Source organism: Pseudomonas sp. NPDC087817 (assembly GCF_044742875.1).
In the GTDB taxonomy this organism is placed as follows: Bacteria; Pseudomonadota; Gammaproteobacteria; order Pseudomonadales; family Pseudomonadaceae; genus Aquipseudomonas.
In genome coordinates this window covers 9,361-31,557 of the sequence record NZ_JBIUVJ010000020.1, presented here as the reverse complement: position 1 = coordinate 31,557, position 22,197 = coordinate 9,361, and the positions used below count along the sequence as shown (strand labels likewise).

The window sequence follows — 22,197 nt, the reverse complement described above, 5'->3', positions numbered from 1 at the left end:
CCACTCCTTCATGCACCCAACGCTTTCGCCAGGGCAGTGAAGCCCGGGCCGGCGAGGACAATCAATAACGCCGGGAAGAGAAACAGCATCATCACGACGGACATTTTCGCGGACATCTTCGAGATGTATTCCTGCAGACGCGTCAGGCGTCGGTCATCGAGCAATTGCTTGAGCGACAGCAGCGACTTCATCGCGCCGCCGCCCTGATGCAGCAGTTGCTGGAGGATCACGCAGGTGTCGGTGAACTCATCCACCGCCAGCAATTGCGTGGCCTTGTTCAGTTCTTCGCCCAGTTCAAGACCCGAGTCGACACGCGCCAGCACCAGACGCAGCTCCTGAGTCAGCACCGGCAGCAAGGCCTGACCCTCATGGCTGAGGACACGTAATGCCTGCTCCACGGCCATGCCGGATTCGAAGAGGATGCGCAGCAGCGGAATGAATGTGCCGATCTCGGTCGCCAGTTGTTTCTGCCGTCGGGCGACCGCAATCACCAGCAGTCGCTTGGGCAACAGATAGCCGACGCCGAGGGCGAACAACGGCGCGATCCACTGCTTTTCCACGGCCGGGAAAAACACCGATTGCAGCAACACCGTCAGCGCCAGCAGCAATAACGGTGAGCCGATCTGGCAGGCAGCGAACAACGAACGCTGGCGCGCGCTGCGCCAGCCCAGACGGTTGAGCAGGGCCTGGGTTTCATTGTCGAGTTTGACGCTGCGCTGGCCGACCTTGCTGTCGCCGAGCACTTGCAGCAGATTGCCGAAACGGTTTTCCCGCAGCAGGTCGCCCTCCAGTCGACGGCTGACTTGCCGGGTGCGGCGGCGCTGCTCCAACAGGCTGACCAGCAGCAACAGCGCGGCGCCGAGCAACAGCACGGCGCTGATCATCAGGGGCGTGGTCATAGGCTGCGCAGCATCCGCCAGAGTAGAAGACTGCCGATCACCTGCATGCCGAACGCCGTGGCCAGCATTCGCTGCCCGGACGGGTCGTGCCACATGGCGACCAGATAAATCGGATTGGCCATCAGGAAGTACCCGGCCATGATGATCGGCAACAAACCCAGCACCCAGGCCGTGAGACGGGTTTCACCGGTCATGGCGCGTAATTGGCGGGAGGCCTGATCACGCTCGCGGATCATCTTGATGAGGTTTTCCAGCAACTCGCTGGCGTTGCCGCCGTAGCGATGATTGACCTTGAGACCGAGGGCAAACAGGCGAAACTCATCACGCTCGTACAGCTCGGCCAGATCCGACGCGGCGTCCGGCAGGCTCACGCCCAACTGCACGTTACGCTGGACCCGGCCCATGGCGTCTTTGAGCGGATATTCGCTGGCCTCGATGCCACCCAGCACCGCATCGGCGAGGGTGCGCCCGGACTTCAAACTGCGCACGGTGTGATCGAGCAATTGCGGCAGTTGCTCGATCATGCGCCGCAACCGGCGCTGGTAGCGCCAACTGACATACACGCGCAATGCCAGCGGTGGCAGCACGAGCAGCACCAGCAGACCGATCCACCCCGCCAAGGCAAAACCGATGAGCACCGCGAAACCCCAGAGCAGCAGCCAGACACCGATGCGCTCGGTCGGCCGGCCCAGTCCGGCGCGCAAAAAGGCGCGCTCAAGACCGGCCCAGCGCGGCGAATCCGCGGTCAGTTGGGGTTGCCCCTGATTAAGCCGATCAAGCACCCGCTCGGCACCGCCCTGACGCCAGCCGGTGTAAAACATCCGCAACGACAGCCCGAGCAAGGCCAGACAAATCACGATCAGCAACAGTGGTTTGAGCATGCCGTAGCCCTCAATGCGCGAGCGCCGGTTCGCGGCGCAACTTGTCGCCCGCCGGATTGACCGCCTCGCGGAGGAAGCCGAAGCCGGTGCGCCGATCAAGGCGAAACAGGGTGTTGGTGACGTAGACGTCGTCACGCACGCCGACCACCTCCACCACTTCGCTGACGCAGCGGCGCCCGTCGGGCATGCGCGTCAGTTGAATCACCACATCCAGCGCGGCGCAGATCATCTGGCGCAAGGTGCGTTCGGCGATGGTGCGCCCGGTCAGGCCGACCAGGGTTTCCAGACGCAGCAAGGCATCCTGGGCATTGTTGGCGTGCACGGTGCTCATCGAGCCGTCGTGGCCGGTGTTCATCGCGGTGAGCACGTCGACCACTTCGACGCCGCGAATCTCGCCGAGGATGATCCGGTCGGGGCGCATGCGCAGGGCGTTGCGAATCAGGTCGCTGGCCTTCACCTCGCCGTGGCCTTCGGCGTTCGGCGGGCGGGTTTCCAGACGCACGACGTGGGGATGGCCGAGCTGCAATTCGGCGACGTCTTCGATGGTCACCAAACGTTCGTGGGGATTGATCAACTGGCTGAGGATGTTCAGCAACGTGGTTTTGCCGGTGCCGGTGCCGCCGCTGATGAGGATGTTGCAGCGCTTGCCCACAGCCTCTTCGATGAAGTCATAGATCGCCTGATCGATGGTTTGCATCGCCATCAGGTCGGTGCTCTTGAGCATGTCTTTGCGAAATTTCCGGATCGACAGACACGGTCCGTCGAGGGCAATCGGCGGGATGATCGCGTTGACCCGGCTGCCATCGGGCAGGCGCGCATCGACCATCGGCGACGACTCGTCGAGACGCCGCCCCAGCGGCGCGAGAATGCGTTGCATGACCCGCTCGACGTGATGCGCATCGATAAAGCGCAAGTCGCTCATATGCAGCACGCCATCGCGTTCGATGAACACCCGGTGCGGGCCGTTGACCAGAATCTCGGTCACCGCGTTGTCGCGCAGCAGCACTTCCAGCGGTCCGAAACCGGTCAGCTCATCGACGATTTCTTCGGCCAGACGCTCCATTTCATAACGGGAAATCGCCAGGTGCAGGCGCGCGATGTATTCGGCGACCTTGTCGATGACAAATTGCGACAGCACCTGCCGCGAGCCCTCCAGCAGGTTTTTCCCGGACTCTTCGATGGCGTCGATGATGTAGCGGTGCAGCACCAGTTTCAGGCCATCGTGATCGGTGTTGCCGGAGGCATGGCGCTGCGGCCCGCCGAACAGTTGTTCGCCGTTCATGAGGTGCCTCGCAAGCGGTTGAACCAGTTGGCCTTGGGTTTGGCCAGGCCTTCGGAGCGTTTCGCCAAGCGTTCGCCAAGGGTGCGCAGGCTTTGGCTGATGGCCTCACGCGGGGCCAGTTCGAACAGGGTCACGCCTTGGTTTTTTGCGTTGAGACGGATCTCCGGGCTGAACGCGAGTACCGCGATCACCTCCAGGCCGAAGGTCTTGCCGAGGGTCTCGGAGTCCGGCGCAACGTTGCGCAGGTAGCGATCCACCAGCAGCCGGCCGTGGTCGAGTTTCATGCCTTTTTCACGCCACAGATTGAGCACCGCGAGGTTGCGCCGGCAGTCGAGCACATTCTGGTCGGTGTACCACAACAGCTTGTCGCAATGGCTGACGAAGGTGCGCAACGCCTCACTGTCGGGCTGGCCGGTAAGGTTGACGACGATGTGCTGGAAGTGTTGGCGCAGGGCACTGAGCAACATGTACAACTCGGCGGCGCTGGTGCGCTCCAGCGGTTCGTCGCCAGGCGCGTAGGCGAGAATGCGCAGGCCGGCCTCGGCACTGGTGAAGGCGCTGTCGATCAGGGTCGCATCGAGCCGCCGCAAGTGGCGCAGCGCATCGCCAAAATGGAACGAACTCTCAAGCCCGAGCAAGGCCAGGCTGTCACCGCGCGGCAAACCCAGATCAAGCAACAGGGTTTGCTGGCCGCTCTTCTGCACCACCAGCGCCATGTGGTTGGCGAGCAGCGCGCCGTCGGCGTTGCTTTGCACGCCGTAGAGCACGGTCAAGCCACCGAGCTGGGCGTTCGGCGTCACCGCCGGCAGGCGTTTGCTCAGGCGCCGCACCAGCCCGGCGACTTCGCTGGAGCGTGAACCGTAGGCGACAAAATCCCGCGCCCCGGCACGCATCGCGTTGAGCACCAACTGATTGTCCATGCCGTCACCGAGGGCGACGATGGCGAGCATCGGTTTGGCTTCCAGCACGCCTTCGATCAGGGCGCTCTGGGCCACCAGATGATCGCGATCGAGCCCGACGAAGACCAGGCTGGCAAAGGTCACGTCAACCAGCGCCAGCAACTCGTCAAGGCTGCCGCCCCCGGCGCTGACCACTTGCCCGAGCGGCGCCAGGGCACCTTGCAACCACTCAAGATCGGTGTCGTTGCGGGTGATGGCGAGGAAGGTCTGACTGAGGCTCTGGCTCATTGCGATAACCCGCTGCGTTTATCGAAGTTGCCGTTTTCGAGGAAGTACAGGCGATACCAGTTCGGGTCGTAGTTGCGCAGTTTTTCACCCGGCAGCGAAGGCAACGGTGCGTTGACGGCCAGCGGTTGAACCAGATGCGGGGTGACGATCATCAGCAGCTCGCGCTCCTCTCGGTTGATCGAGGAGTTACGGAAAAAAGCGCCGAGCACCGGTATGTCGCCCAAGCCGGGAAACTTGTTCACCTGTGAAGCGTTTTGCGTGCTGATCAAACCGCTGATCACAAAACTCTCGCCATCGGCCAGCGAGATGCTGGTGTCGGTGCGGCGGATGGTGAAGGCCGGCACTTTGGTGCCGCCGATGGTCACGCCGTTGTTGTAATCCAGCTCGCTGACTTCGGGTGCCACTTTCAGGGCGATACGGTCACTGCTGACCACCGTCGGCGTCAGGGTCAGGCGGATGCCGAATTCCTTGTATTCGATGGAGTAACTGTTGCTATTGGCGCTGGGCACCGGGATCGGGATTTCACCACCGGCGAGGAAACTTGCGCTCTGCCCGCTCAACGCCACCAGACTCGGGCGCGCCAGGGTGTAGGCGAAACCGCTGCCTTCCAGTGCGTTGACGATGCCGAGGAATTTGCTGCTGCCGCCGCCCCAGACGATGTTGAACATGTCGTTGGCCAGCGGGATGCTCGGCACTGCGATGCGCGGGTCGATATTGTTCAGCGGCACGACGCCGGGCGTGACCCCGGTGTTGGGCACCGTGCCCGGTCCACCGAAGAGGAAATTGTTCGAGCCTTTGCCGTAGATCGAGGTGCCGGCCTCTTTGAGTTTGGTGCGGCTGACTTCGACGAAGCGAATGTCGGTCTGCACTTGCGAGGGCAGATTCGGGTCGTCGGAGGCCGGCAATGAGACCGCCTTCATCGCCGCACTCGCCTTGCCTTGTACGAACACCATGCTCTGGCGCGGGGCACTGGCGCAGGCGCTCCAGATCATCAGTGTGGTGGCGCCGGGCGCAACGCCGGTGAGCAGGATGCCTTGATCGCCGGTCACGCGCACATCGGCGATTTTCGGATCGCCCACCGCCACCCGGGTGATTGCCACGGGCGATTGCAACGCCTGTTGCAGGCCTTCGCCGACTTCCAGTGTCGCTGGCAACGGACCGAGGGCGGCGCAGTTGCTCGCGGCGGCGACGGCCGTGCCGATCGAGGCGACGCTCAGCAGCGAGGCGCGGAACAAGCCGTTGAACAGGGGCGTAAAGCGTGTGCGCATGTAAAGGCGTCCTTGCTCGAATCAGGGAGTGGGTTGAGCGTTTTCGGCACCGCGGATGACTTCCACGGTGGGTTTTCGCGCCGTCGGTTGTCCGGCCACAGCGAGTGGTTTTGGCGGTGCCGCCAGGGACAACTGGCTGAACTCGAGCAGGTCGCGACGCGGCGTGTCGAGCCGGGTGGCGACATCGTTTTCGCCGGCCCAGTATTTCGCCAGCTGTTGCTCATCGGCGCTGCGCACCGCCAGGCGCAACACCCCGGCACCGGAGGCCAGCATCAAACGGTTGAGCAAAGGCTCAGGCACGGCCAGCACCACGCTGCGCGCGGCCATGCGTTGCTGTTCCTGTTTCAATCGTTCGTCGTCACTGCGCGCGGGGCTGCTTGGCTGGCCGTCGTTGGTCAGGCCGCTCTGGCTGCCGACTACGAGCACTCGCACCGCCGGAACCACCAGTTGTGCCGAGGCCTGTGGATTGCTTTCGTCCTTGCGCAGAAACAGCAGCACATCGACGTAATCGCCGGGCGCCAATTGCCCGCCGACATTGATCACTTCATCCACCGCCACGGCCAGTGCGCGCTCACCGGGACGAATCATCCGTGCCAGTTGGCTGCCCGACTCGAAGCTCTCTTCATTCAACCAGCTGCCGGCGCACAAGGGCCGCCACGGCGTGCGGCCAATGACTTGATCAACGTTGCCCAGACTGCCGGCGGGCGCGGTGCGCAGTTTTTCCACGGCAACGTCAGCCGCGGTGATTTTCACGAAAGGGGCGATGTCGCGCAGCAGCACAACGACGGGTTGGCGTGTGGGGTCTTCCACGGGTTCGGCCTTGGCGGCGGGCGGTACGACCGGCACCACGGCAGGTGCAGCGACCGGTTCGGCCACTGATGGCCGGCTCAATGTCAGCCCCCAATATCCGGCAATGATGGCGCCCACCAGAAACAACCCGGCCAGACCCAAAGTGACGCGACTGTTCATGACGGCTCTCCCTTTCCCGCTGCGCTTTGTCTCTCTTGCAGTGACCCGTGACGTTCAACGAGATAACTTCGCAATCAGGCAGCTATGAACAAGTAACTATTTCGCTATTTGACGGTAGCGCAGCCCGAACAAAACGCCATTACGAAGGCGGAAATATCCAACGAAAGTAGAGGCCTGAAGCGCCAAATGTCGTTTTATGCCGTGAATCGGCCCCCTACTACTTTAGGGTTAATCCGTTCTTACAGTTGTAGGCTCGAGAAATGCCGACAATGCTGATGCTGGCACAGGGAAATCATGTTGCGAACGCGCAACACCTAGCGTGCTCAAGGAGAATTCTCATGTCGTATTCCCTCATTGTTCAAAAGATCAAATCCGAAATCGCGTTCTTCAAAGGCCTGGCAAAAGACACCGAAGGCGCCTCCGCCATCGAGTACGCGCTGGTGGTCGGTCTGGTGGCGCTGGTGATTGCCGCATTTGGTAACGGCATCGGTACGCAGGTCACCGCGATTCTGACCGCTATCCAGACTGCGCTGACTCCAACACCCTGATCGGGCCGATAACTTGTCAATGCAGCCATTGGGTTCTACCGTCAGCACTCAGTCCATTGCAGGTGTTGCCTATGAACTCCTCACACACTCCACGCCAGCAGTTGCTCCTCGTCGACGATGAGGAGGACGCACTGCTGGAGCTTGCGGAGTTGCTGGAGGGCGAAGGCTTCACCTGTCACACCGCGACGTCGGTAAAACTCGCCCTTCATCACCTCACCCGCCATCCCGATATCGCGTTGGTGATCACCGATCTGCGCATGCCGGAAGAAAGCGGCATGTCGCTGATCAAGCGCCTGCGTGAGCACACCTCGCGCCAGCATCTGCCGGTGATCGTCACCTCCGGGCACGCGGACATGGAGGACGTCAGCGACATGCTGCGCTTGCAGGTGCTGGATCTGTTCCGTAAGCCGATCTATCACGTGCGCTTGCTGGAAACCCTGGACAATCTGTTTCCCAAACCCAAGGTCAGCAGCGTTCGCGGGGTATGACCCCGTTGAGTGCGGGGGTCAGTTGAAGTCAGTGCGCGGTCACCCGTTGCCGTCCCGAGTTGCCAGGTGACAACGCCAGGGCCAATTGGGTGCGGTTGTGCATATGCGTCAGTCGCAGCACTTGCGAGACATAGAGCTTTACCGTGTTCTCGGTAATGCCCAATTCACAGGCGATCTGATAGTTGGTCTGGCCCTTGCCCACCAACCTTGCGACGTCGAGCTGACGTGGCGACAGCTGATTGAAAATCGCCGGTATCTCCACGCCTTCCAGCTCAGCCGACGTGTCGTCACTTGCAGGCGCGGGGCCACGGCGAACTTTGTCGAGGTCCTGGTAGAGATCGTCGATCGACTCGGAGAGGTATTGCAGCTTCTGATTCAGATGGCCCAATTGCAGGGTTTTCTGCCGTTCCTGCAATGCCACTTCCTGGCGTTGCAGACCTTCGAGCAGTTCGTCCAGATCAATCGGTTTCTGGTAGTAGTCTGCGATCCCGGCGCGCAAGGCTTTGATCACGTCCTGTTTGTCGGCGCGACCGGTGAGCATGATGGCTTCGAACACGCGATGCTTGCCCGCCAGCCGTTGCAGTTCCTGCACCAGTTGAATGCCGTCCATGTCCGGCATATGCAGGTCACACAGGACCAGGCCGATGGCGGGGTCTTCGACGAATTGTTCGATCGCCTGCTTGCTCGATTCGCAAGGCACGCAACGGTAGCTGCTGCTTTCGATGAATTCGCAGAGTTCCTCGACAATCAGCGGCTGATCGTCGACCACCAGCACCTTTACCGCAGACGTAAGCTTGTTCACTTGCCACTCCATGCCCAGGCCAAAGGCTGACCGTTCCTGTACTGACAGCACGAGGCTGTATAACGTTGATTTGAAAGTAGACGCACTTTCCGACTATGTACATAGCAGTAGTGGCATGCGGCGACTAATGGATCCAAAGCAAAGTCAGGACTGTTCCGATCAGCACGAACGGTGCAAATGGCAGCTTTTTTGACTTGTATGGCCCTAGATATCGAAGACGTTCTCTAAGCCCTTGACTCATATGCAGCCAGAGTTTTGGCACCAGCAGGATCCACAGGGCGCTGGACAGCGCTGCACCGATGAACGCGCCGAGCAGCAGCGTACCGTCCGTCGCAAGCGCCAAGGCTGTCATTAATTTCACATCGCCGGCGCCAAAACGTTTCAGGATATAACCAGGAACAGAAAGCACCACGGCCAGCAGCACTGCCCAGCCTGCTTGCGCCATGTCGGCGCCGAGCCAGGTGTGACCGGTGATCAACAAGTACCCCAGCGCCAACCCGCCCACCCCCAGGGTCAGGCCGTTGCCGATATGCCGCTGGCGGGCATCCTGCGCCGCACAGAGTGTCAGCCAGATCAGTAGGACAAAGCTGTGCATGCGGTAAAAAGCGTCCGTTTTGGCCGAATGATTCTATGCTGATATTACGTAGTGATTGTCAGGGTAGACGCACTCATGAAATCCGGCCTCCCCCGCAAGCAAAAAGGCGCTGTCGCCATCGAATTCGCCTTGGTGTTCATCGTCTTTTTTGCCGTGTTTTATGGCTTGGTCAGCTACAGCCTGCCGCTGCTGCTGATGCAGTCGTTCAATGAATCGACGGCCGAAGCCGTGCGCCGCAGCGTGGCACTTGATCCGGCCACCGCCAATTACCCCGCCGCCGTCACGGCCACTGCCAGAACCGAGCTGGCCCGGCAATTGGCATGGCTGCCCGGCGCCTTGAACTTCAACGCCGCCTCGGACAGCACCATCACCTATACCGGCGGCGTGCTGACCGTGACCATCAACTATCCCACCAGCAAATTGAATCAGGCACTGCCGTTTCTGGTGTTGCCGGGCATCGGTTCGGTACCGCGCCTGCCCGCGACGCTACGCGCCTCGTCGAGCCTGCAATTTTGAGTTCCGGTGAAAAGCTGTTCGGTCGCCTGCTCAATCGACACCCTGAACCGGTCCAGCCGCCGGACAACCCTGTGGTGCCGAGCGTCGGCCTGCAACTGCATCTGGATGGCGATGGCCAGGTCCTTCATCTGAGCGGGCCGCTGCGCCATGTACTCGCGCAGCGGATGTCCACCAGCCATCCCGCGCCGTTGCTGGAGTATGTGTTGCCACACAGCAGCCTCGCGCTGGAGGGGCGACCCGCCGATTGGCAAGGCCAGTTGCTCGACCTGGATTTTTTCAGCCTGGCCGGTCCGCCGCTGCATTTGCGCGGCTGGGTGCAGGCGCAAGGTGACGGCTGGTTGCTGCAATTGCTCGACATCGGCGACCTGCTCGGCGAACGGCGGCAGACCCGCAGTCGCGAGCAATGCCAGTTGTTGGCCACGCAGGTTCGCGATCAGTTGCGCCTGGGCAGCCTCGCCCGCTTGCCCGAGGTACTGGGCGAACAGTTGCAACGCCTGAGTCAGCATTTGCACATCCCTTGTCTGGCGGTGGCACTGCTCGATGAGCAAGGCCAGGGCTGGCAGGTTCATCAGCATTACGCCGCATTGCAGGCACCGCAGATATGGCGTGATCAGCAGCGCCTGGGCACTGGCCTCGACAGTCTCAACGGCGCCTTGCCGCAACGTTTGCTGGCCAGCGAACAACCGCGCCTGAGCGCGCTGTTCGGCCCGCACGCAGGTTTCGCCGTGCCCTACCGCGACGCTCAAGGTGTCGCGGCGTGGTTGCTCTGCGCCAGTTATAACGCGCAGCAACAGGCACCGGACCTGAACGATCACGACTGGTTGCTGTTGGCCGCTGCCGTGGCCGCGCCTTTACTGGAGCGCCTGCGCGAGCATCGCCATCACCAGCAACTGGAACGCCTTGACGTGCTGCAAGCGCTGCTCGGCACCGGTTGGTGGGAGGTCAGCAGCGACAACGCCGAAGTCCAACTGGCCCCGGCGCTGGCCGCCAGTCTGGGTTTGCCAGCGGAGCGGCTACCGATTCAGGACTGGTTCACTCAGGTGCATCCCGCCGACCGCGATGAGCTGCGCAGCCATCTGCAAGCCTTGCAGGACGAAGGCACGCCACTGGAATTATGTGTACGCCTGCAACCCAGTGATCGGCCGTTGCCTTTGTGGTATCGCTTGCAGGGTCGCTCGCTGGGCATAGGTGCCGAGCGCCGCTTGGTGGGCTTCATGCTCGACATCAGCGACATCAAGAATCAGCAGCAACAGGCTGCCGCCGCCCACGCGCGGCTGGACAATCTGATCGCCAGTGCCCCTGCCGTGATCTATGTGCAGCGCTATGTCGAAGGCGCGCTGCAACCGACGTTTTTCAGCGCCAGCCTGCAACCGTTGCTCGGCTGGAATCTCGCTGATTGCGACAACGGACGGCTGGTCGAACACGTCCATCCCGAAGACCGCCCGCGCTATTTCGAACGCACACGCCAGTTGCTGCGCGAAGGTTCGGTGAGCACGCGCTATCGCGTGCTCGACCGTCAGGGCAATGCGCATTGGCTGCTCGACGAAGCCAAGCTGCTGCGCGACGATCTCGGCCTGCCCGTGGAAGCGGTGGGACTGTGGCTGGACGTCACCGAAGCGACCCTCGCCGCCGAACAGGTCAAGGCCAGCGAAGAGCGTTACCGGATTCTGGTGGAAGACTCGCCGGCGATGATTTGCCGCTACCGCCCGGACCTGACGCTGACCTTCGGCAACCGGCCTTTGGCGACGTATCTGGAATGCCTGCCCGAGCAATTGCCCGGCGTGAATCTGGGCGGCTGGATGTCCGACGAACAGCGCGAAGCCTTCATCCAGCGCTTGGCGCAATTGACCCCGGAACAGCCGGTGAGCAGCGCCGAAATCAATTTGCGCCTGCCCGGTCGCGAGCACGCGTGGTGGGTCTGGTCGGATCGTGGGGTGTTTGATGAGCAAGGTCGCCTGATCGAGGTGCAAGCGGTGGGACGCGACAACACCGAGGTAAGGCGCTCCCAGCAGCAGCTGACGCAAAGCGCAAAAATGGCCACCCTCGGCGAAATGGCCACCGGTCTCGCCCACGAAATCAACCAGCCGCTGAACGTGATGCGCATGGCCATCGTCAATGTGCTCAAGCGTCTGGGCAACGGCGATGTGCAGATCGACTATTTGACCGACAAGCTCAATCGCATCGACGCGCAAGTGCAACGGGCGGCACGGGTGGTGGATCACATGCGCGTGTTCGGCCGCCGCTCGGAAATCGAACAGCATCCGTTCAACCCCCTCGATGCCATTGAAGGCACGCTGTCGCTGCTGTCGGAAGGCTTGCGTGGCAAAGGTGTCGAGTTGCGGGTCAACGAGGCGGAGTTTCAGGTTCAGGTGCGCGGCTATGTCGATCAACTCGAACAAGTGCTGATCAATCTGATGGTCAATGCGCGCGATGCCTTGCTCGGCAAGCGCGAGGCGAATCGCGACTTCCAGCCGTGGATCGCCGTGCGTGCCGAGAGCGATGAGCACGTGGTGCGGTTGTGGGTCGAGGACAACGGCGGCGGCATTGATCCGCGTCTGCTGGAGCGCATTTTCGAGCCGTTCTTCACCACCAAACCGGTCGGCGTCGGCACCGGTCTGGGCTTGTCGGTGAGTTACGGCATCATCGACAACATGGGCGGACGCCTGAGTGTGCGCAATGGCGACGAAGGTGCTCAGTTCTGTATCGAGCTGCCGATCGCGTTCAACGATTAAATCACCAGGGTCGGCTGGCCGGGCGGTCGACAACTGAGGTTGGCGCCGACATCGACCTTGTTCAGAGTGATGCCAAGGTTGGCGAGCAAACTGTCGAGAATCGGGTCAAGCACCGGGCTGAGCAAGTTGTCGATGACCACGCCCAGCGTGTTGTTGACGCCAGCCAGGACATCCGCAGTGGTGGTGAGCAAACCGCCCAGCAGGCTCGAACCGGTGGGTTTGTAGGCTTGCACCTGAACCCCGCTCAACGTGCCTTTCAGGCTATTGACCACGCCTTGTGTACCGAAGCTGTAGTTCAGCGGCGGTTGCTTGATTTCCGGTGGCTGGTTGTAGGTGTGGATGTTCTGGGTACTGGCAACCGAGGTGTCCACCATCACGCCGAGACCGCCACCGTAAAACGGCTTGCGCGAGTTGGGATCGCAAGTGGCCGAGCCCAGACCCAGCAGTGGAATGGTGCAGGTGATGACGCCGACATCGATCAACGCCAGCGGCTGCACCGTGACGTCTGCCGAGGATGAAAACGCATTGGTCGCGTCGATCTTGCCGACCTTGAGTTTGACCAGTGAGGAGTTGGTCTGGGTGGTCAGGCTTTTGGTCGCATCGCTCAAGCAGTTGTAATCGGTGACATGGCTGTCGGCGGCCGAAGCTTCCAGGAGAATGTCGATGCTCGACGTCGGCAGAATCTTCAGGTCCGTGCGCTGACAGGTGCCACCGAGCGTGCAAAACAACGAGTTCAGCGTACCGGCAATGTTCAGGTGCAACAGGTTGTTCAGTGTGTCCGTCAATCCGCCCACCAGCGGCGTACTGACGATGGCGCTGGCCAGCCCGGCGACGCCGGACAGCACCGGCAGGTTCAGCGAGATCAACGTGCGTACCTGCGCGGTTTTCACGTAAATCCGGTTGGCCCCCATGGGGTCGGCCTTGGCCAGCATCGGGTTGCCCACGGCCGACAATTGCGGCGGCTGAATGACTTTGACTTTGACCGAGCCATTGACCAGCCCCGGAATGCTCAACGGCACCGTCGCGCTCAGCGCGTTCTGACTGTTGGCCACCTGCACGACGGCCTCAAGCAACTGGAACACTTGCAGATTGGCATTGAGCGCGGCAGACGTGGCACCGGTCTGCAACTGCAGCAATTTGCCCAGCGCCACTTCAGTGCTGCCGACCACGGCCTTCAACCCGAGCAGGCCGTTGACCGCGACACTGGTGGTGGTGCCACCCTTGGTCAGCACGGTGATGGCGGTGTCGATCAGTTGGCCGATCTGGATGTTCTTGCTCAACAGTTGGGTGTAGTTGCCGGCATCGACATTGACATCGAGCGCCAGTTGATTGAGGTAACTGAGCAGGTTGATATTGGCGTCCAGCAGCCCCTGCCAGCCAGCAACGCTGAGGTTGAGGCTGCCACCGAGCATGCCCCCCCACACCGTGTTGAGCAGCGCCGACTTGCTCGCATCGACGGTGGCCAGCGTGGTGCCGATGGTCAATTGCGCCTGCGGCGGCAGAATCGAGGAGGCGCCGACGGCGGTGGCGCCCAGGCGAGTGGTGGGCGAAACGCTGCCCGGCGAAAACAACCCGTACAGCGCCGCAGCCACACTGCTGGGCACGACCCGGGTGGCGACCACGCTGATGGCTTCTTTCTTGCTGGCATCGGCGGCGAAGGCGCGCAGGTTGTTGGCACCGGTTTGCACGGTACCGCAGGTCACGACAAGGGTCGTCCCCTGGCCCACGGTAAAACTGTTGCGCGCCGCACTGGCGGTGGCGTAAGCGTTGGCGCTGGCACCTGACAGGCAATCGCCACCGCGCGATACCGCCTCCAGCGCGGCAACATCAACCACCCGCTGCAAGCGGCGTTGCTCCATGTACAAACGGCCGCTGTCGACCACCAGGACCATGCACACCAAGGCCAGGCCCAGGGTCAGCGCCGCCATCAGACCGATCGCCCCGCGCTGCCGGGCCGGGCCGTTGAATTGCGAACGAGGCGACATCGCGCACTCCTTTGCCGGCGCACTGCCGAGCGCTACCTCCATTGGTGGATTTGAGTGTAGACGGCGCTGGATAAGACTGCTGGCAACAAGCCAGTCCCTTGCTAATGGAATGCTGACTTTAGTCAACCAATGAACCTGTGGGAGCGGGCTTGCCCGCGATAACGGTGGGTCAGACACATCAGTGCTGGATGTGCCGCCGTCATCGCGGGCAAGCCCACTCCCACAGGGTTCGAGTTGATGTTAAGGGCAGTTAACGCGGTGGGTAGTTGGAGAGGATGCGGGCGACTGTCTCGCGAATGGCATTGCTGCGATCCTCCGGATTCGGTTTGCTGGCCAGCATCTGCTCATCGCTGCCGCGCCGCACCAGTTTGCCGTCCTTGCCGTCGAGCAAGTCGATCTGGATGGTCGCGACCTTGTAGGTGATGTTGCGCGTTTCGTTGTACATCGGCGCGCCCCAGTAGCCGTTCCACGGGCCACCCCAACCGCCGCCGTAGTTGGTCGTCACTTGCTGCTGACGATCCTCGACGATCAGGTAGGTCTGCACGCTCAAATCACCTTTGCCGCCCGCGGCGGCAGGGCGCAAGCCACGCTGATCGAGTTGATCGCTGACGGCCTGGCGGATGCGCTGTTCGGTCAGGTCGCTCTTGATCCGTGGATCGTCGGGGCGATATTGCAGGGCGGGGTCTTTCCAGCTCCAGCTGCGATAGGCGGCAAAGTCGCGGCTGGCATCAAAGTCATGGTTGACCTGGTTCGCGGCGCAGGCACTGAGAAGCGCGGCCATGGCCAGTAAAGCGAGACGGCGGAACATGGTTGTTCTCCACTTGAAGACATGAACCTGCAGGAGCTTCCCGACTGCCGGAAGCTAACTGGGAGGATACGCCGACATGGCCTTTTCGACAGCCTCGCGAATCGCATCGGTGCGATCGATCTGGCTGCCCTTGTTCGCGGTTTCGGCACTGGCGCTCCACACCGGTTGCCCGGTGCCGGCGTCGAACAGGTCGACCCGCACCACCACAACCTGCTCCTGATACGTTCGTACGATCGGCACGCTGTTGTACATGCCGTAACCGCGACCGTAACGATCATAGCCGCCGTACCCGCCGTAGCCGTAATCGTCCTGGACCTGACGCAAGCGGGTTTCCAGACGCAGGTTGGCTGTGACGAACAGGTCTGCCGGGCGATTGTCGTGCAGAGGACGCAAGCCGCGTTGATCCAGCGCATTGCTCACCGCTTCGGCCACTTGCGCCGAATCCGCCCAGGCCGTGCCCGGCGGCAACTGCCCGTTGAGCCAGGCCCAACTGCGGTAACGCCCATAATCGCGCGGTGGCGCCGGGTAAGCGCTGCGATCAAAGGTGTTGGACGCTTGCGGTGGCGCTGGCGGCAGGGGCCGCGACTGCGCCACGTAGGGGTTGCTGCCCTGGCAGGCGGCCAACCCCAGACAGATCAGCAATAACCCCGCTTGTGCTTTCATTTCGCGCTCCGATCAGATCGGCCGGCAGATCCAGTGCAAGTAACGCCCAAGCCCGGCGAAGCCTGGGTGACGACGGTGAGCGAGCTCCATCTCGAGTAAATCCACGAGTTCGGCGCGGGCCTGGAATTCCACCGGCATGTAGTCGTGGAAAACCCGTATCCCGCTCTGGCTTTCGACCTGCCACAGGCCGTCGAGTTGCGTTGCCAGTTCCCTCGGATCGAGAGGTTGCTGCGGAGTCAGGCTCTGCTTTTCGCCGGCCATGTCGTTCTTGCGCATCTTCTTGAAATGGCCCTTGAGCAGATTTCGGTAAATCAGCGCATCGCGGTTGTAGAACGCCAGCGACAACCAGCCACCGGGCTTGGTCAGTTGGTGCAGCACGGGCAGGATCGCGTGGGGTTCGGCCAGCCATTCCAGCACCGCATGGCAGATCACCAGGTCATACGGTTCGGTGAGCTGCCCGAGCAGTTCCTGCCACGGCGCCTGAATGAACGTCGCGGCCTGCCCCGCCTCGGCGAAGCGCTGGCGGGCGCCTTCGAGCATCGGCTCGGCCGGCTCGGTAAAGGTCACGTCATGCCCGCGTTCGGCCAGCCACAGCGACATGTGGCCCAGACCTCCGCCGATGTCGAGAACACGCAACGGACGATCCGGCAGCGCTTCGGCGAGGTCGGCCTGCAATACCGCGAGGCGAATCGCGCCTTTGGCGCCGCCGTAGATTTTTTCGGCGAAGCGGGTCGCCAACTGATCGAAATGCCGGTCGCTCATCAGCTGAACCGCCGTTCGCTGTCAGCGAGCTTGCTGCGCACCACTTCATTCATGTCCAGCCCCAACTCGCTGCACAGCAGCAACAGATACAGGACGATGTCGCCGACTTCCTGCCCGGCGTGGGCGAGTTTGTCCGCCGGCAACTGGCGCGACTGGTCTTCCGTCAGCCATTGGAAGATCTCCACCAGCTCAGACATTTCGACGCTGGCGGCCATGGCGAGGTTTTTCGGGCTGTGAAATTGCCGCCAGTCATTGCGGTCGCGAATGGCGTGCAGGCGTTCGGTCAGTTCAACAAGGTTCATCGGGCTCTCCTGAAGGCGTATAGCTTCGGGGGGATGTCCACCAAAGGCAAGCAGCGCAGGTGATCTAGTGTGGGAGCGAGCCTGCTCGCGAATGCGCTGTGTCATCAACCATTGATGTCACTGACACAACGCCTTCGCGAGCAGGCTCACTCCCACAGAGATTGAGTAAACCCACTATCATGCAGGGAACTCGGCCACCTGCGTTGTGGCCCAAGGCTCAGCTCTTTCATCAGGATGCACACATGCAGGTAGAAAGCTTTTTCGAATGGCTCGGCCAGGCGCTCGGTTCGGTCATCCGCTTTATCGTTGATGGCCTCAGTGGCCTGTTCAACATACTGAGCAATGCCGGTGGCAACTTTGTCGACGGGCTGGCCAAGACGCTGGGGATGGACACGTCGATCATCAGCATCATCGCGCTGATCGTCGGGTTGATGCTGCTGTGGTCGGCGATTCGCGCGTTCATGAATGCGTCGATCATTGCCGGGATTATCTGGTTGCTGCTGGGGTTGTGGTTGCTGAGCTGGATTATTCATTAACACCACCGCCCCCCTGTGGGAGCGAGCCTGCTCGCGAATGGCCGGCACCCCCGAGATCTACGCCGACGGACACATCGCCTTCGCGAGCAGGCTCGCTCCCACATTGGATCGCATGAATCGCTACAATCCCGCTCCCCCAAGGAGCCCGCATGTCCACTCTGATTGCCGACTGGCGCGACCGCCCGACCCATCGCAAGGTCTGGGCGCTTGCCGCGCCGATGATCCTCTCCAATATTTCCGTGCCGCTGGTGGCGCTGGTCGACAGCACCGTCATCGGCCATTTGCCGCACGCCCATCAACTCGGCGCGGTGGCAGTTGGCGCCAGCCTGTACACCTTTCTCGCCTGGGCCATGGGTTTTCTGCGCATGGGCACTACCGGCTTCGCGGCTCAGGCCGCCGGGCGCAGCGACGGCGCGGCGTTGCGGCAGATCCTGTTGCAAGGGTTGCTGCTGGCGATGGGCCTGGCGCTGGTCCTCGGCACCCTGGGCGTTCCGCTGAGCGGTGTCGCGCTGCACTTCATGCAGCCATCGGCGGAGCTTGATCAACTTACTCGCGACTTCTTCCACACCCGGCTGTTTGGCCTGCCGGCAGCGCTGGCCAGTTATGCATTGGTCGGCTGGTTCCTCGGCACCCAGAACGCCCGGGCGCCGCTGGCGATTCTGCTGACCACCAACCTGATCAACATCGCCCTCAATCTGTGGTTCGTCATCGGTCTGGACTGGGGCGTGGTCGGTTCGGCACGGGCCTCGGTGATTGCCGAGTGGTGCGGTGCCCTGCTCGGCTTGTTGCTGACGCGCAAGGCGCTGCGCGCCTATCCCGGGCACATCGTCTGGGCCGCACTCAAGCTGTGGCAGAGCTGGCGTCCACTGCTGGCGGTCAATCGCGACATTTTCATTCGCAGCCTGGCGCTGCAATCGGTATTTTTCCTGATCACGGTGCAAGGCGCGCGACTCGGCGACGCAACAGTCGCCGCCAACGCCCTGTTGCTCAACGGTTTGCTGTTGACGGCCCATGCGCTGGACGGTCTGGCCCACGCGGTCGAGGCATTGTGCGGCCACGCCATCGGCGCTCGTGATCGCCTCGCCTTGCGTCGCTCGCTGGTGGTTGCCGGAGGCTGGTCGCTGATCGCCAGCCTCGGTTTTGCCCTGCTGTTCCTGCTGGCCGGGCACTTGTTCATCGAAATGCAGACCGATATCCAAAGCGTGCGCGACACCGCGTTCATTTATCTGCCGTACCTCGCCGTGCTGCCATTGATTGCGGTCTGGAGCTATTTGCTCGACGGCTTGTTCATCGGCGCCACCCGTGCCCGGGAAATGCGCAACGGCATGCTCATGACGGTGGTTTTGCTCGTGCCGTTCGCCTGGGCACTGCAAGGTCTGGGCAATCACGGCCTGTGGATAACGTTCCTGTTGTTCATGGTGCTGCGCAGCCTGACCCTCGGTGCGCAGGCCTGGTGGCTCAAGCGGAACGACGGCTGGTTCAATGGCGGCGCTCACTGAGTCGGCGTGTGCTCGATGAACCCGACCACTTGATCGAGCACCGGCGCCAGTCGTCGCAACGGTCGCGACAGCGTTGCGACCAAGGTGATGTGACTGGGCCGCGAATAGTACAGATCCTGCACCGGCACCCCGGCTTCGCGCAGTTTGCGCGCCAGACCGCCGGTGTTGCGTGTCGGGTTGACCAGGTCATCCTTGCTCGCCGCGATCAGCAGGGCGGGTGGCGCGCCGCGACTGACATGATTGATTGGCTGCGATTGCGGCGGTGAGTCCGGCCAGAAAAACACCGGACGCACCTCGGGATTCTTGATTGGCAGAAAATCGTAGGGCCCGGCCAGGCCGATCCAGCCGCTGAGATCCTTCGGTGACATGCCCACCGCACCGAGCAAGCTGCCATCGAGCGCCAGCATCGCCGCGTTGTAGCCACCCGAACTGTGCCCCATCAGATACAAGCGCTGCGGATTGCCGGAAAACTCGCCAATGTGCGCCCGGGTCCAGGCCACCGCTCGCGCGCCATCCTCAAGAAACAGGGGATAACGCACCTGCGGAAACAACCGATAATCCGCCACGACCGCGACGATGCCGCGAGACGCCAGCGCCTCGCCGACAAAGCCGTAGTCTTCGCGCGCACCGCTGTTCCAGCTGCCACCGTAGAAAAACACCACCACCGGCGCATCCGCCAGCGCCCGACGTGGCACGTACACATCGAGTTTCTGCCGAGGATCGTCGCCATAAGCAATGCCGGTGGTTTTCTCGAACGTGCTGTCCGGGGTCAAGGCATTGAGCAGTTTCACCGGCGAACAGGCGCTCAGCGCCAATAGCACAACAGCGCCGATCAACGCGCCAAACCTTTGCCGAAAAAAAGCTCTCATAGGCGCCAAACCTCATGTCAAACCGGACCATCGCGCCATTGGCGCCGAACATGCTCAAGCCGCTCCTGCTGGGTCAAGCCCTCGGGTGGCGGCACCAATACGGCACGCGGATGCAGCAAGCGTAGCCACAACCAGCCATCGAGCACGGTGCGGTCGCTGAAGCCCAGCGCCAGCCCCTGTTGAACATGGGAGGCCATCGTTATGTAGTCGGTTCCCAGCGATTGGCACCACCGCCAGATGTGCTGTTCCAGCAGGCACGTTTGCAGATGTTCGCGTTGACGCCGGGTGAGGCTTTCTTCGATGTTCAAGGGTTCGACCACCAGCCCCGGATTGCGCAACTGCTGCCAGCCCTGACTGCCGATTGCACGGTCGGCCCAGGTGCCGCCGAACCAGCGCAACTGGCGGATCGGCCCGAGCCAGCGGCTCAATTCGCCGGCATCGCAGGCGTCGAAAAAATAGCTCGCGGTCTGGCGGTTGTAGTAGCTGAGCAAGGCCCGATGATTCAATCCGAACGAGACCGTGAGCATGCGCTGCAAGTGACTCAGCAACACCTGCGCAGGCACGTCGCTGCTGAGCAACAGCCCACGCCAGGTGTCCGGATCGCTGTGACACAAGGCTGACAACGCGGAGCTGTCGCACAGGTCGACCAATACCGGGCCATGTTCGCTGACCGGCTCGAATTCGGTTCCCTCGAACAGCCAGAAGCGCCGTATTCCGGGAAACGCCTGGCGTAACACCGTCAGCGCCCGCGCAGCATCCGGGCTGTCGAGCAGCAGCCATTGCGCCATAGGCTCAAGCGCCGCGCCGCTCATGTTGCGCCGCTCTGTTCAAGCGAAGCCATCAACCGACAACTGCACACGGCCTCTGCGCAGTGGCTGAAACTGCCGCCGCCCGGGATCAGGCACAACAGCAACAACGGTTCGCCAGACGCCAGCAACTGCTGCAACCCTTCACTCACCAATTTGTCCGGCAGCGGCAACGGAGGATCATCGGTGATCTGCGCGACGGCCATCGGCGGTTGTAAGACGCCGCTGATCATCGGCTGATCCGGGTCACCTTCAAAGAAGCTCACCACCACCTCGACCCCATCACCCAGTGCCGCCAACGGCGCCTCGGCCAAGGACGGCGCGAGCGGCAGCCAACAGTGACTTGGCGCCGCACCCTCGCCCTGATAGAGCCAGTCGAACTGCACCGCCACCGGCCGCAAACGGTCGGGCTGCGGTTCGTCGACCGTCACCACCCAGGCCCGTTGCAGGCTATGCATGCGCAGCCGTGACGCTGCCGCAACCGCCGCCGGCGACAGCTGCGCAGCGGCAAACAGCCGGTTGGCATAAGGCAGATCGAGGGACGGATCAGCGCAATGTTCAATACGGGTCAACAACCACTGACGATTGCACTCAGCGAAAGGATGGCCGACCAATCGCAGCCAGTGACCGCTGCGCAACGTGGTCAGATCGCTGCGCCCTTCGGCTCGTTGCGCCTGCCGCGAATCCGCCTGCAAAATTTCTTCAAATTGCCAGTGATGCACGGTGGGAGCGACGCGATGGCCGTCATCTACGTCCTGATACAGCGCAGCGCCTGCCAATGGCAACTGCGCCTGATCGTCGCCGAACACCAGGCAATGCCGGTCGCGCCCGTGCTCGAAGAAATAGTGAATCCGCGCCTGCGCACACAGACGTTGCAACAGTTGCAGATCCGATTCACGGTATTGCGTGCAGAACGTGCGGGCCGGGTAGTCGCCGTGCAGCTCGAAGCGTCGCTGAGCGCCGACAATCCCATGCTCCCTGAGCACTTGCTCGATGATCTGCGGCACCGAACGGCCACTAAAGATGCGTTGACTGATGCGCAGATCGAGGCAACCGAGTTTGGGCCCCAGACGAATCCGGCACAACCTCGAACCGAGCCCGTGTTCATGCTGGACAAGGCTCTGCAATTGCCCGTGCACGCCCTCCCCTGACGGTCCGAAACACAAATACGCGAAACGGTAAAGCAGACCGGCGAGATCCAGTTGCGGATCGTCGATCAACACATCGATTTCGAACGCAAAGGGTTCGCTGATGGCTTCGCTACCGGTAAAGGCCAAGACTTCGAAAGGGTCGGACAGGCCCGCTACATCGAGACGAAACGACGACTCGCAGACTGGATCGAACATAGGCGGATCTCTACAGGAGGGGCGGTCGGGGATTCTCGCCGAGAGCCATGGCCGAGTAGAGAGCTGAAGTACAACTTAGGAAATGACCTACGCGAAAAGCAGACCGGATGACTTTGCTGGCGGGGATAGCCAAGCATTTCGCGAAGATTTTGGGATATATCCCACCGGGTCATCCGAATTTTCCACAGCTTTCGGGAAAATTTCAGACAACCCGGCAAGATAGCAACCTGGCCTCAGGAAGACAGGTAGGAGGAGCGGGTCAGGCCCAGACGCAAGGCATCGAGAAATTGCGTGCGCTCGCTGGCACTGATGCGGGCACTGGCGCATTTGTCGCGGTAGTGAGTCATCAGTTCTTCCGGCGACAAGTGCACGTAACGCAGCATGTCTTCGATGGTGTCGTGGGTCTCGATGCCGGCGTGGTACACGCTGCCATCGGCGTTCTGATAGATGTTCA

22 protein-coding genes and 1 pseudogene are annotated in these 22,197 nt (G+C 62.0%); 6 read left to right on the top strand and 17 right to left on the bottom strand.

What is annotated here, in order from left to right:
* Positions 1–8: 8 nt before the first annotated feature.
* From ACIONG_RS15485 to cpaB, 6 genes are read right to left on the bottom strand one after another with little or no spacing between them, the layout of a single operon-like run.
* The gene (locus ACIONG_RS15485; RefSeq protein ID WP_213027450.1) at positions 9–899 is read right to left on the bottom strand and encodes a type II secretion system F family protein; all 891 of its coding nucleotides are present in this window, start codon (positions 897–899) and stop codon (positions 9–11) included.
* Positions 896–1,780: a type II secretion system F family protein gene (locus tag ACIONG_RS15480; protein ID WP_103306292.1), complete on the bottom strand. Its 885-nt coding sequence runs from the start codon at positions 1,778–1,780 to the stop codon at positions 896–898. Before ACIONG_RS15480 ends, ACIONG_RS15485 begins: the two co-directional genes overlap by 4 nt.
* Before the next feature lie 10 nt (positions 1,781–1,790).
* Positions 1,791–3,062, bottom strand: a complete 1,272-nt coding sequence (locus ACIONG_RS15475; RefSeq protein WP_401300710.1) for a CpaF family protein — start codon at positions 3,060–3,062, stop codon at positions 1,791–1,793.
* A complete protein-coding gene (locus tag ACIONG_RS15470; protein ID WP_103306294.1) occupies positions 3,059–4,249 on the bottom strand; it encodes a pilus assembly protein in 1,191 nt (396 codons plus the stop codon). The genes ACIONG_RS15475 and ACIONG_RS15470 overlap by 4 nt, the downstream gene beginning before the upstream one ends.
* Positions 4,246–5,517 carry a type II and III secretion system protein family protein gene (locus ACIONG_RS15465; RefSeq protein WP_103306295.1) on the bottom strand — a complete coding sequence of 424 codons (1,272 nt, stop codon included), beginning with the start codon at positions 5,515–5,517 and terminating at the stop codon, positions 4,246–4,248. Before ACIONG_RS15465 ends, ACIONG_RS15470 begins: the two co-directional genes overlap by 4 nt.
* A gap of 21 nt (positions 5,518–5,538) precedes the next feature.
* Complete coding sequence (cpaB, locus tag ACIONG_RS15460; protein WP_401300706.1) at positions 5,539–6,486, bottom strand: Flp pilus assembly protein CpaB; 948 nt, start codon at positions 6,484–6,486, stop codon at positions 5,539–5,541.
* Between the two features lie 338 nt (positions 6,487–6,824).
* Between cpaB and ACIONG_RS15455 the strand changes: the two genes are divergently transcribed.
* Together ACIONG_RS15455 and ACIONG_RS15450 are read left to right on the top strand one after the other, a co-directional pair.
* Positions 6,825–7,034, top strand: a complete 210-nt coding sequence (locus ACIONG_RS15455) for a Flp family type IVb pilin (RefSeq protein WP_038360610.1) — start codon at positions 6,825–6,827, stop codon at positions 7,032–7,034.
* 71 nt (positions 7,035–7,105) lie between these two features.
* Positions 7,106–7,522, top strand: coding sequence for a response regulator (locus ACIONG_RS15450; protein WP_103306298.1), 417 nt, complete (start codon positions 7,106–7,108; stop codon positions 7,520–7,522).
* A gap of 28 nt (positions 7,523–7,550) precedes the next feature.
* Here ACIONG_RS15450 and ACIONG_RS15445 read toward each other — a convergent pair whose 3' ends face one another.
* On the bottom strand, positions 7,551–8,324 hold the full coding sequence (locus ACIONG_RS15445) for a response regulator transcription factor (RefSeq protein ID WP_401300703.1): 774 nt from the start codon (positions 8,322–8,324) through the stop codon (positions 7,551–7,553).
* 124 nt (positions 8,325–8,448) lie between these two features.
* On the bottom strand, positions 8,449–8,919 hold the full coding sequence (locus tag ACIONG_RS15440; protein WP_401300700.1) for a prepilin peptidase: 471 nt from the start codon (positions 8,917–8,919) through the stop codon (positions 8,449–8,451).
* Positions 8,920–8,994: 75 nt separating this feature from the next.
* On the opposite strand from ACIONG_RS15440, the gene ACIONG_RS15435 reads away from it, so the two are divergent.
* Positions 8,995–9,435, top strand: coding sequence for a TadE/TadG family type IV pilus assembly protein (locus ACIONG_RS15435; protein WP_401300697.1), 441 nt, complete (start codon positions 8,995–8,997; stop codon positions 9,433–9,435).
* Positions 9,432–12,167: a PAS domain-containing protein gene (locus ACIONG_RS15430; RefSeq protein WP_401300695.1), complete on the top strand. Its 2,736-nt coding sequence runs from the start codon at positions 9,432–9,434 to the stop codon at positions 12,165–12,167. Before ACIONG_RS15435 ends, ACIONG_RS15430 begins: the two co-directional genes overlap by 4 nt.
* Here ACIONG_RS15430 and ACIONG_RS15425 read toward each other — a convergent pair.
* The 5 genes from ACIONG_RS15425 to ACIONG_RS15405 form a co-directional block, all read right to left on the bottom strand.
* Entirely contained in the window at positions 12,164–14,152 is a 1,989-nt protein-coding gene (locus tag ACIONG_RS15425; RefSeq protein WP_401300692.1) for a pilus assembly protein TadG-related protein, read from the bottom strand. The genes ACIONG_RS15430 and ACIONG_RS15425 overlap by 4 nt on opposite strands.
* 250 nt (positions 14,153–14,402) lie before the next feature.
* A complete protein-coding gene (locus tag ACIONG_RS15420) occupies positions 14,403–14,960 on the bottom strand; it encodes a DUF4136 domain-containing protein (protein WP_401300689.1) in 558 nt (185 codons plus the stop codon).
* A gap of 54 nt (positions 14,961–15,014) precedes the next feature.
* The gene (locus ACIONG_RS15415; protein ID WP_213027442.1) at positions 15,015–15,623 is read right to left on the bottom strand and encodes a DUF4136 domain-containing protein; all 609 of its coding nucleotides are present in this window, start codon (positions 15,621–15,623) and stop codon (positions 15,015–15,017) included.
* Between the two features lie 12 nt (positions 15,624–15,635).
* Complete coding sequence (locus ACIONG_RS15410) at positions 15,636–16,385, bottom strand: methyltransferase (RefSeq protein WP_401300686.1); 750 nt, start codon at positions 16,383–16,385, stop codon at positions 15,636–15,638.
* Positions 16,385–16,687 carry a MazG-like family protein gene (locus ACIONG_RS15405; protein ID WP_007951009.1) on the bottom strand — a complete coding sequence of 101 codons (303 nt, stop codon included), beginning with the start codon at positions 16,685–16,687 and terminating at the stop codon, positions 16,385–16,387. The genes ACIONG_RS15410 and ACIONG_RS15405 overlap by 1 nt, the downstream gene beginning before the upstream one ends.
* A gap of 242 nt (positions 16,688–16,929) precedes the next feature.
* On the opposite strand from ACIONG_RS15405, the gene ACIONG_RS15400 reads away from it, so the two are divergent.
* Both ACIONG_RS15400 and ACIONG_RS15395 read left to right on the top strand, forming a co-directional pair.
* A complete protein-coding gene (locus ACIONG_RS15400) occupies positions 16,930–17,223 on the top strand; it encodes a hypothetical protein (RefSeq protein ID WP_007914623.1) in 294 nt (97 codons plus the stop codon).
* Positions 17,224–17,372: 149 nt separating this feature from the next.
* The gene (locus ACIONG_RS15395) at positions 17,373–18,722 is read left to right on the top strand and encodes an MATE family efflux transporter (protein WP_401300683.1); all 1,350 of its coding nucleotides are present in this window, start codon (positions 17,373–17,375) and stop codon (positions 18,720–18,722) included.
* Here the strand turns inward: ACIONG_RS15395 and ACIONG_RS15390 are convergent.
* The 4 genes and pseudogenes from ACIONG_RS15390 to ACIONG_RS15375 all read right to left on the bottom strand — a co-directional run.
* Positions 18,716–19,591, bottom strand: a complete 876-nt coding sequence (locus tag ACIONG_RS15390; protein ID WP_401300680.1) for an alpha/beta hydrolase — start codon at positions 19,589–19,591, stop codon at positions 18,716–18,718. The two genes, ACIONG_RS15395 and ACIONG_RS15390, sit on opposite strands and share 7 nt — an antisense overlap.
* 17 nt (positions 19,592–19,608) lie before the next feature.
* The gene (locus ACIONG_RS15385; RefSeq protein ID WP_401300678.1) at positions 19,609–20,403 is read right to left on the bottom strand and encodes a DUF4123 domain-containing protein; all 795 of its coding nucleotides are present in this window, start codon (positions 20,401–20,403) and stop codon (positions 19,609–19,611) included.
* Positions 20,400–21,743: a type VI secretion system Vgr family protein gene (locus ACIONG_RS15380; RefSeq protein WP_213027437.1), complete on the bottom strand. Its 1,344-nt coding sequence runs from the start codon at positions 21,741–21,743 to the stop codon at positions 20,400–20,402. Before ACIONG_RS15380 ends, ACIONG_RS15385 begins: the two co-directional genes overlap by 4 nt.
* A gap of 233 nt (positions 21,744–21,976) precedes the next feature.
* Positions 21,977–22,197: pseudogene (locus ACIONG_RS15375) on the bottom strand (arginine decarboxylase); the annotation flags it as partial.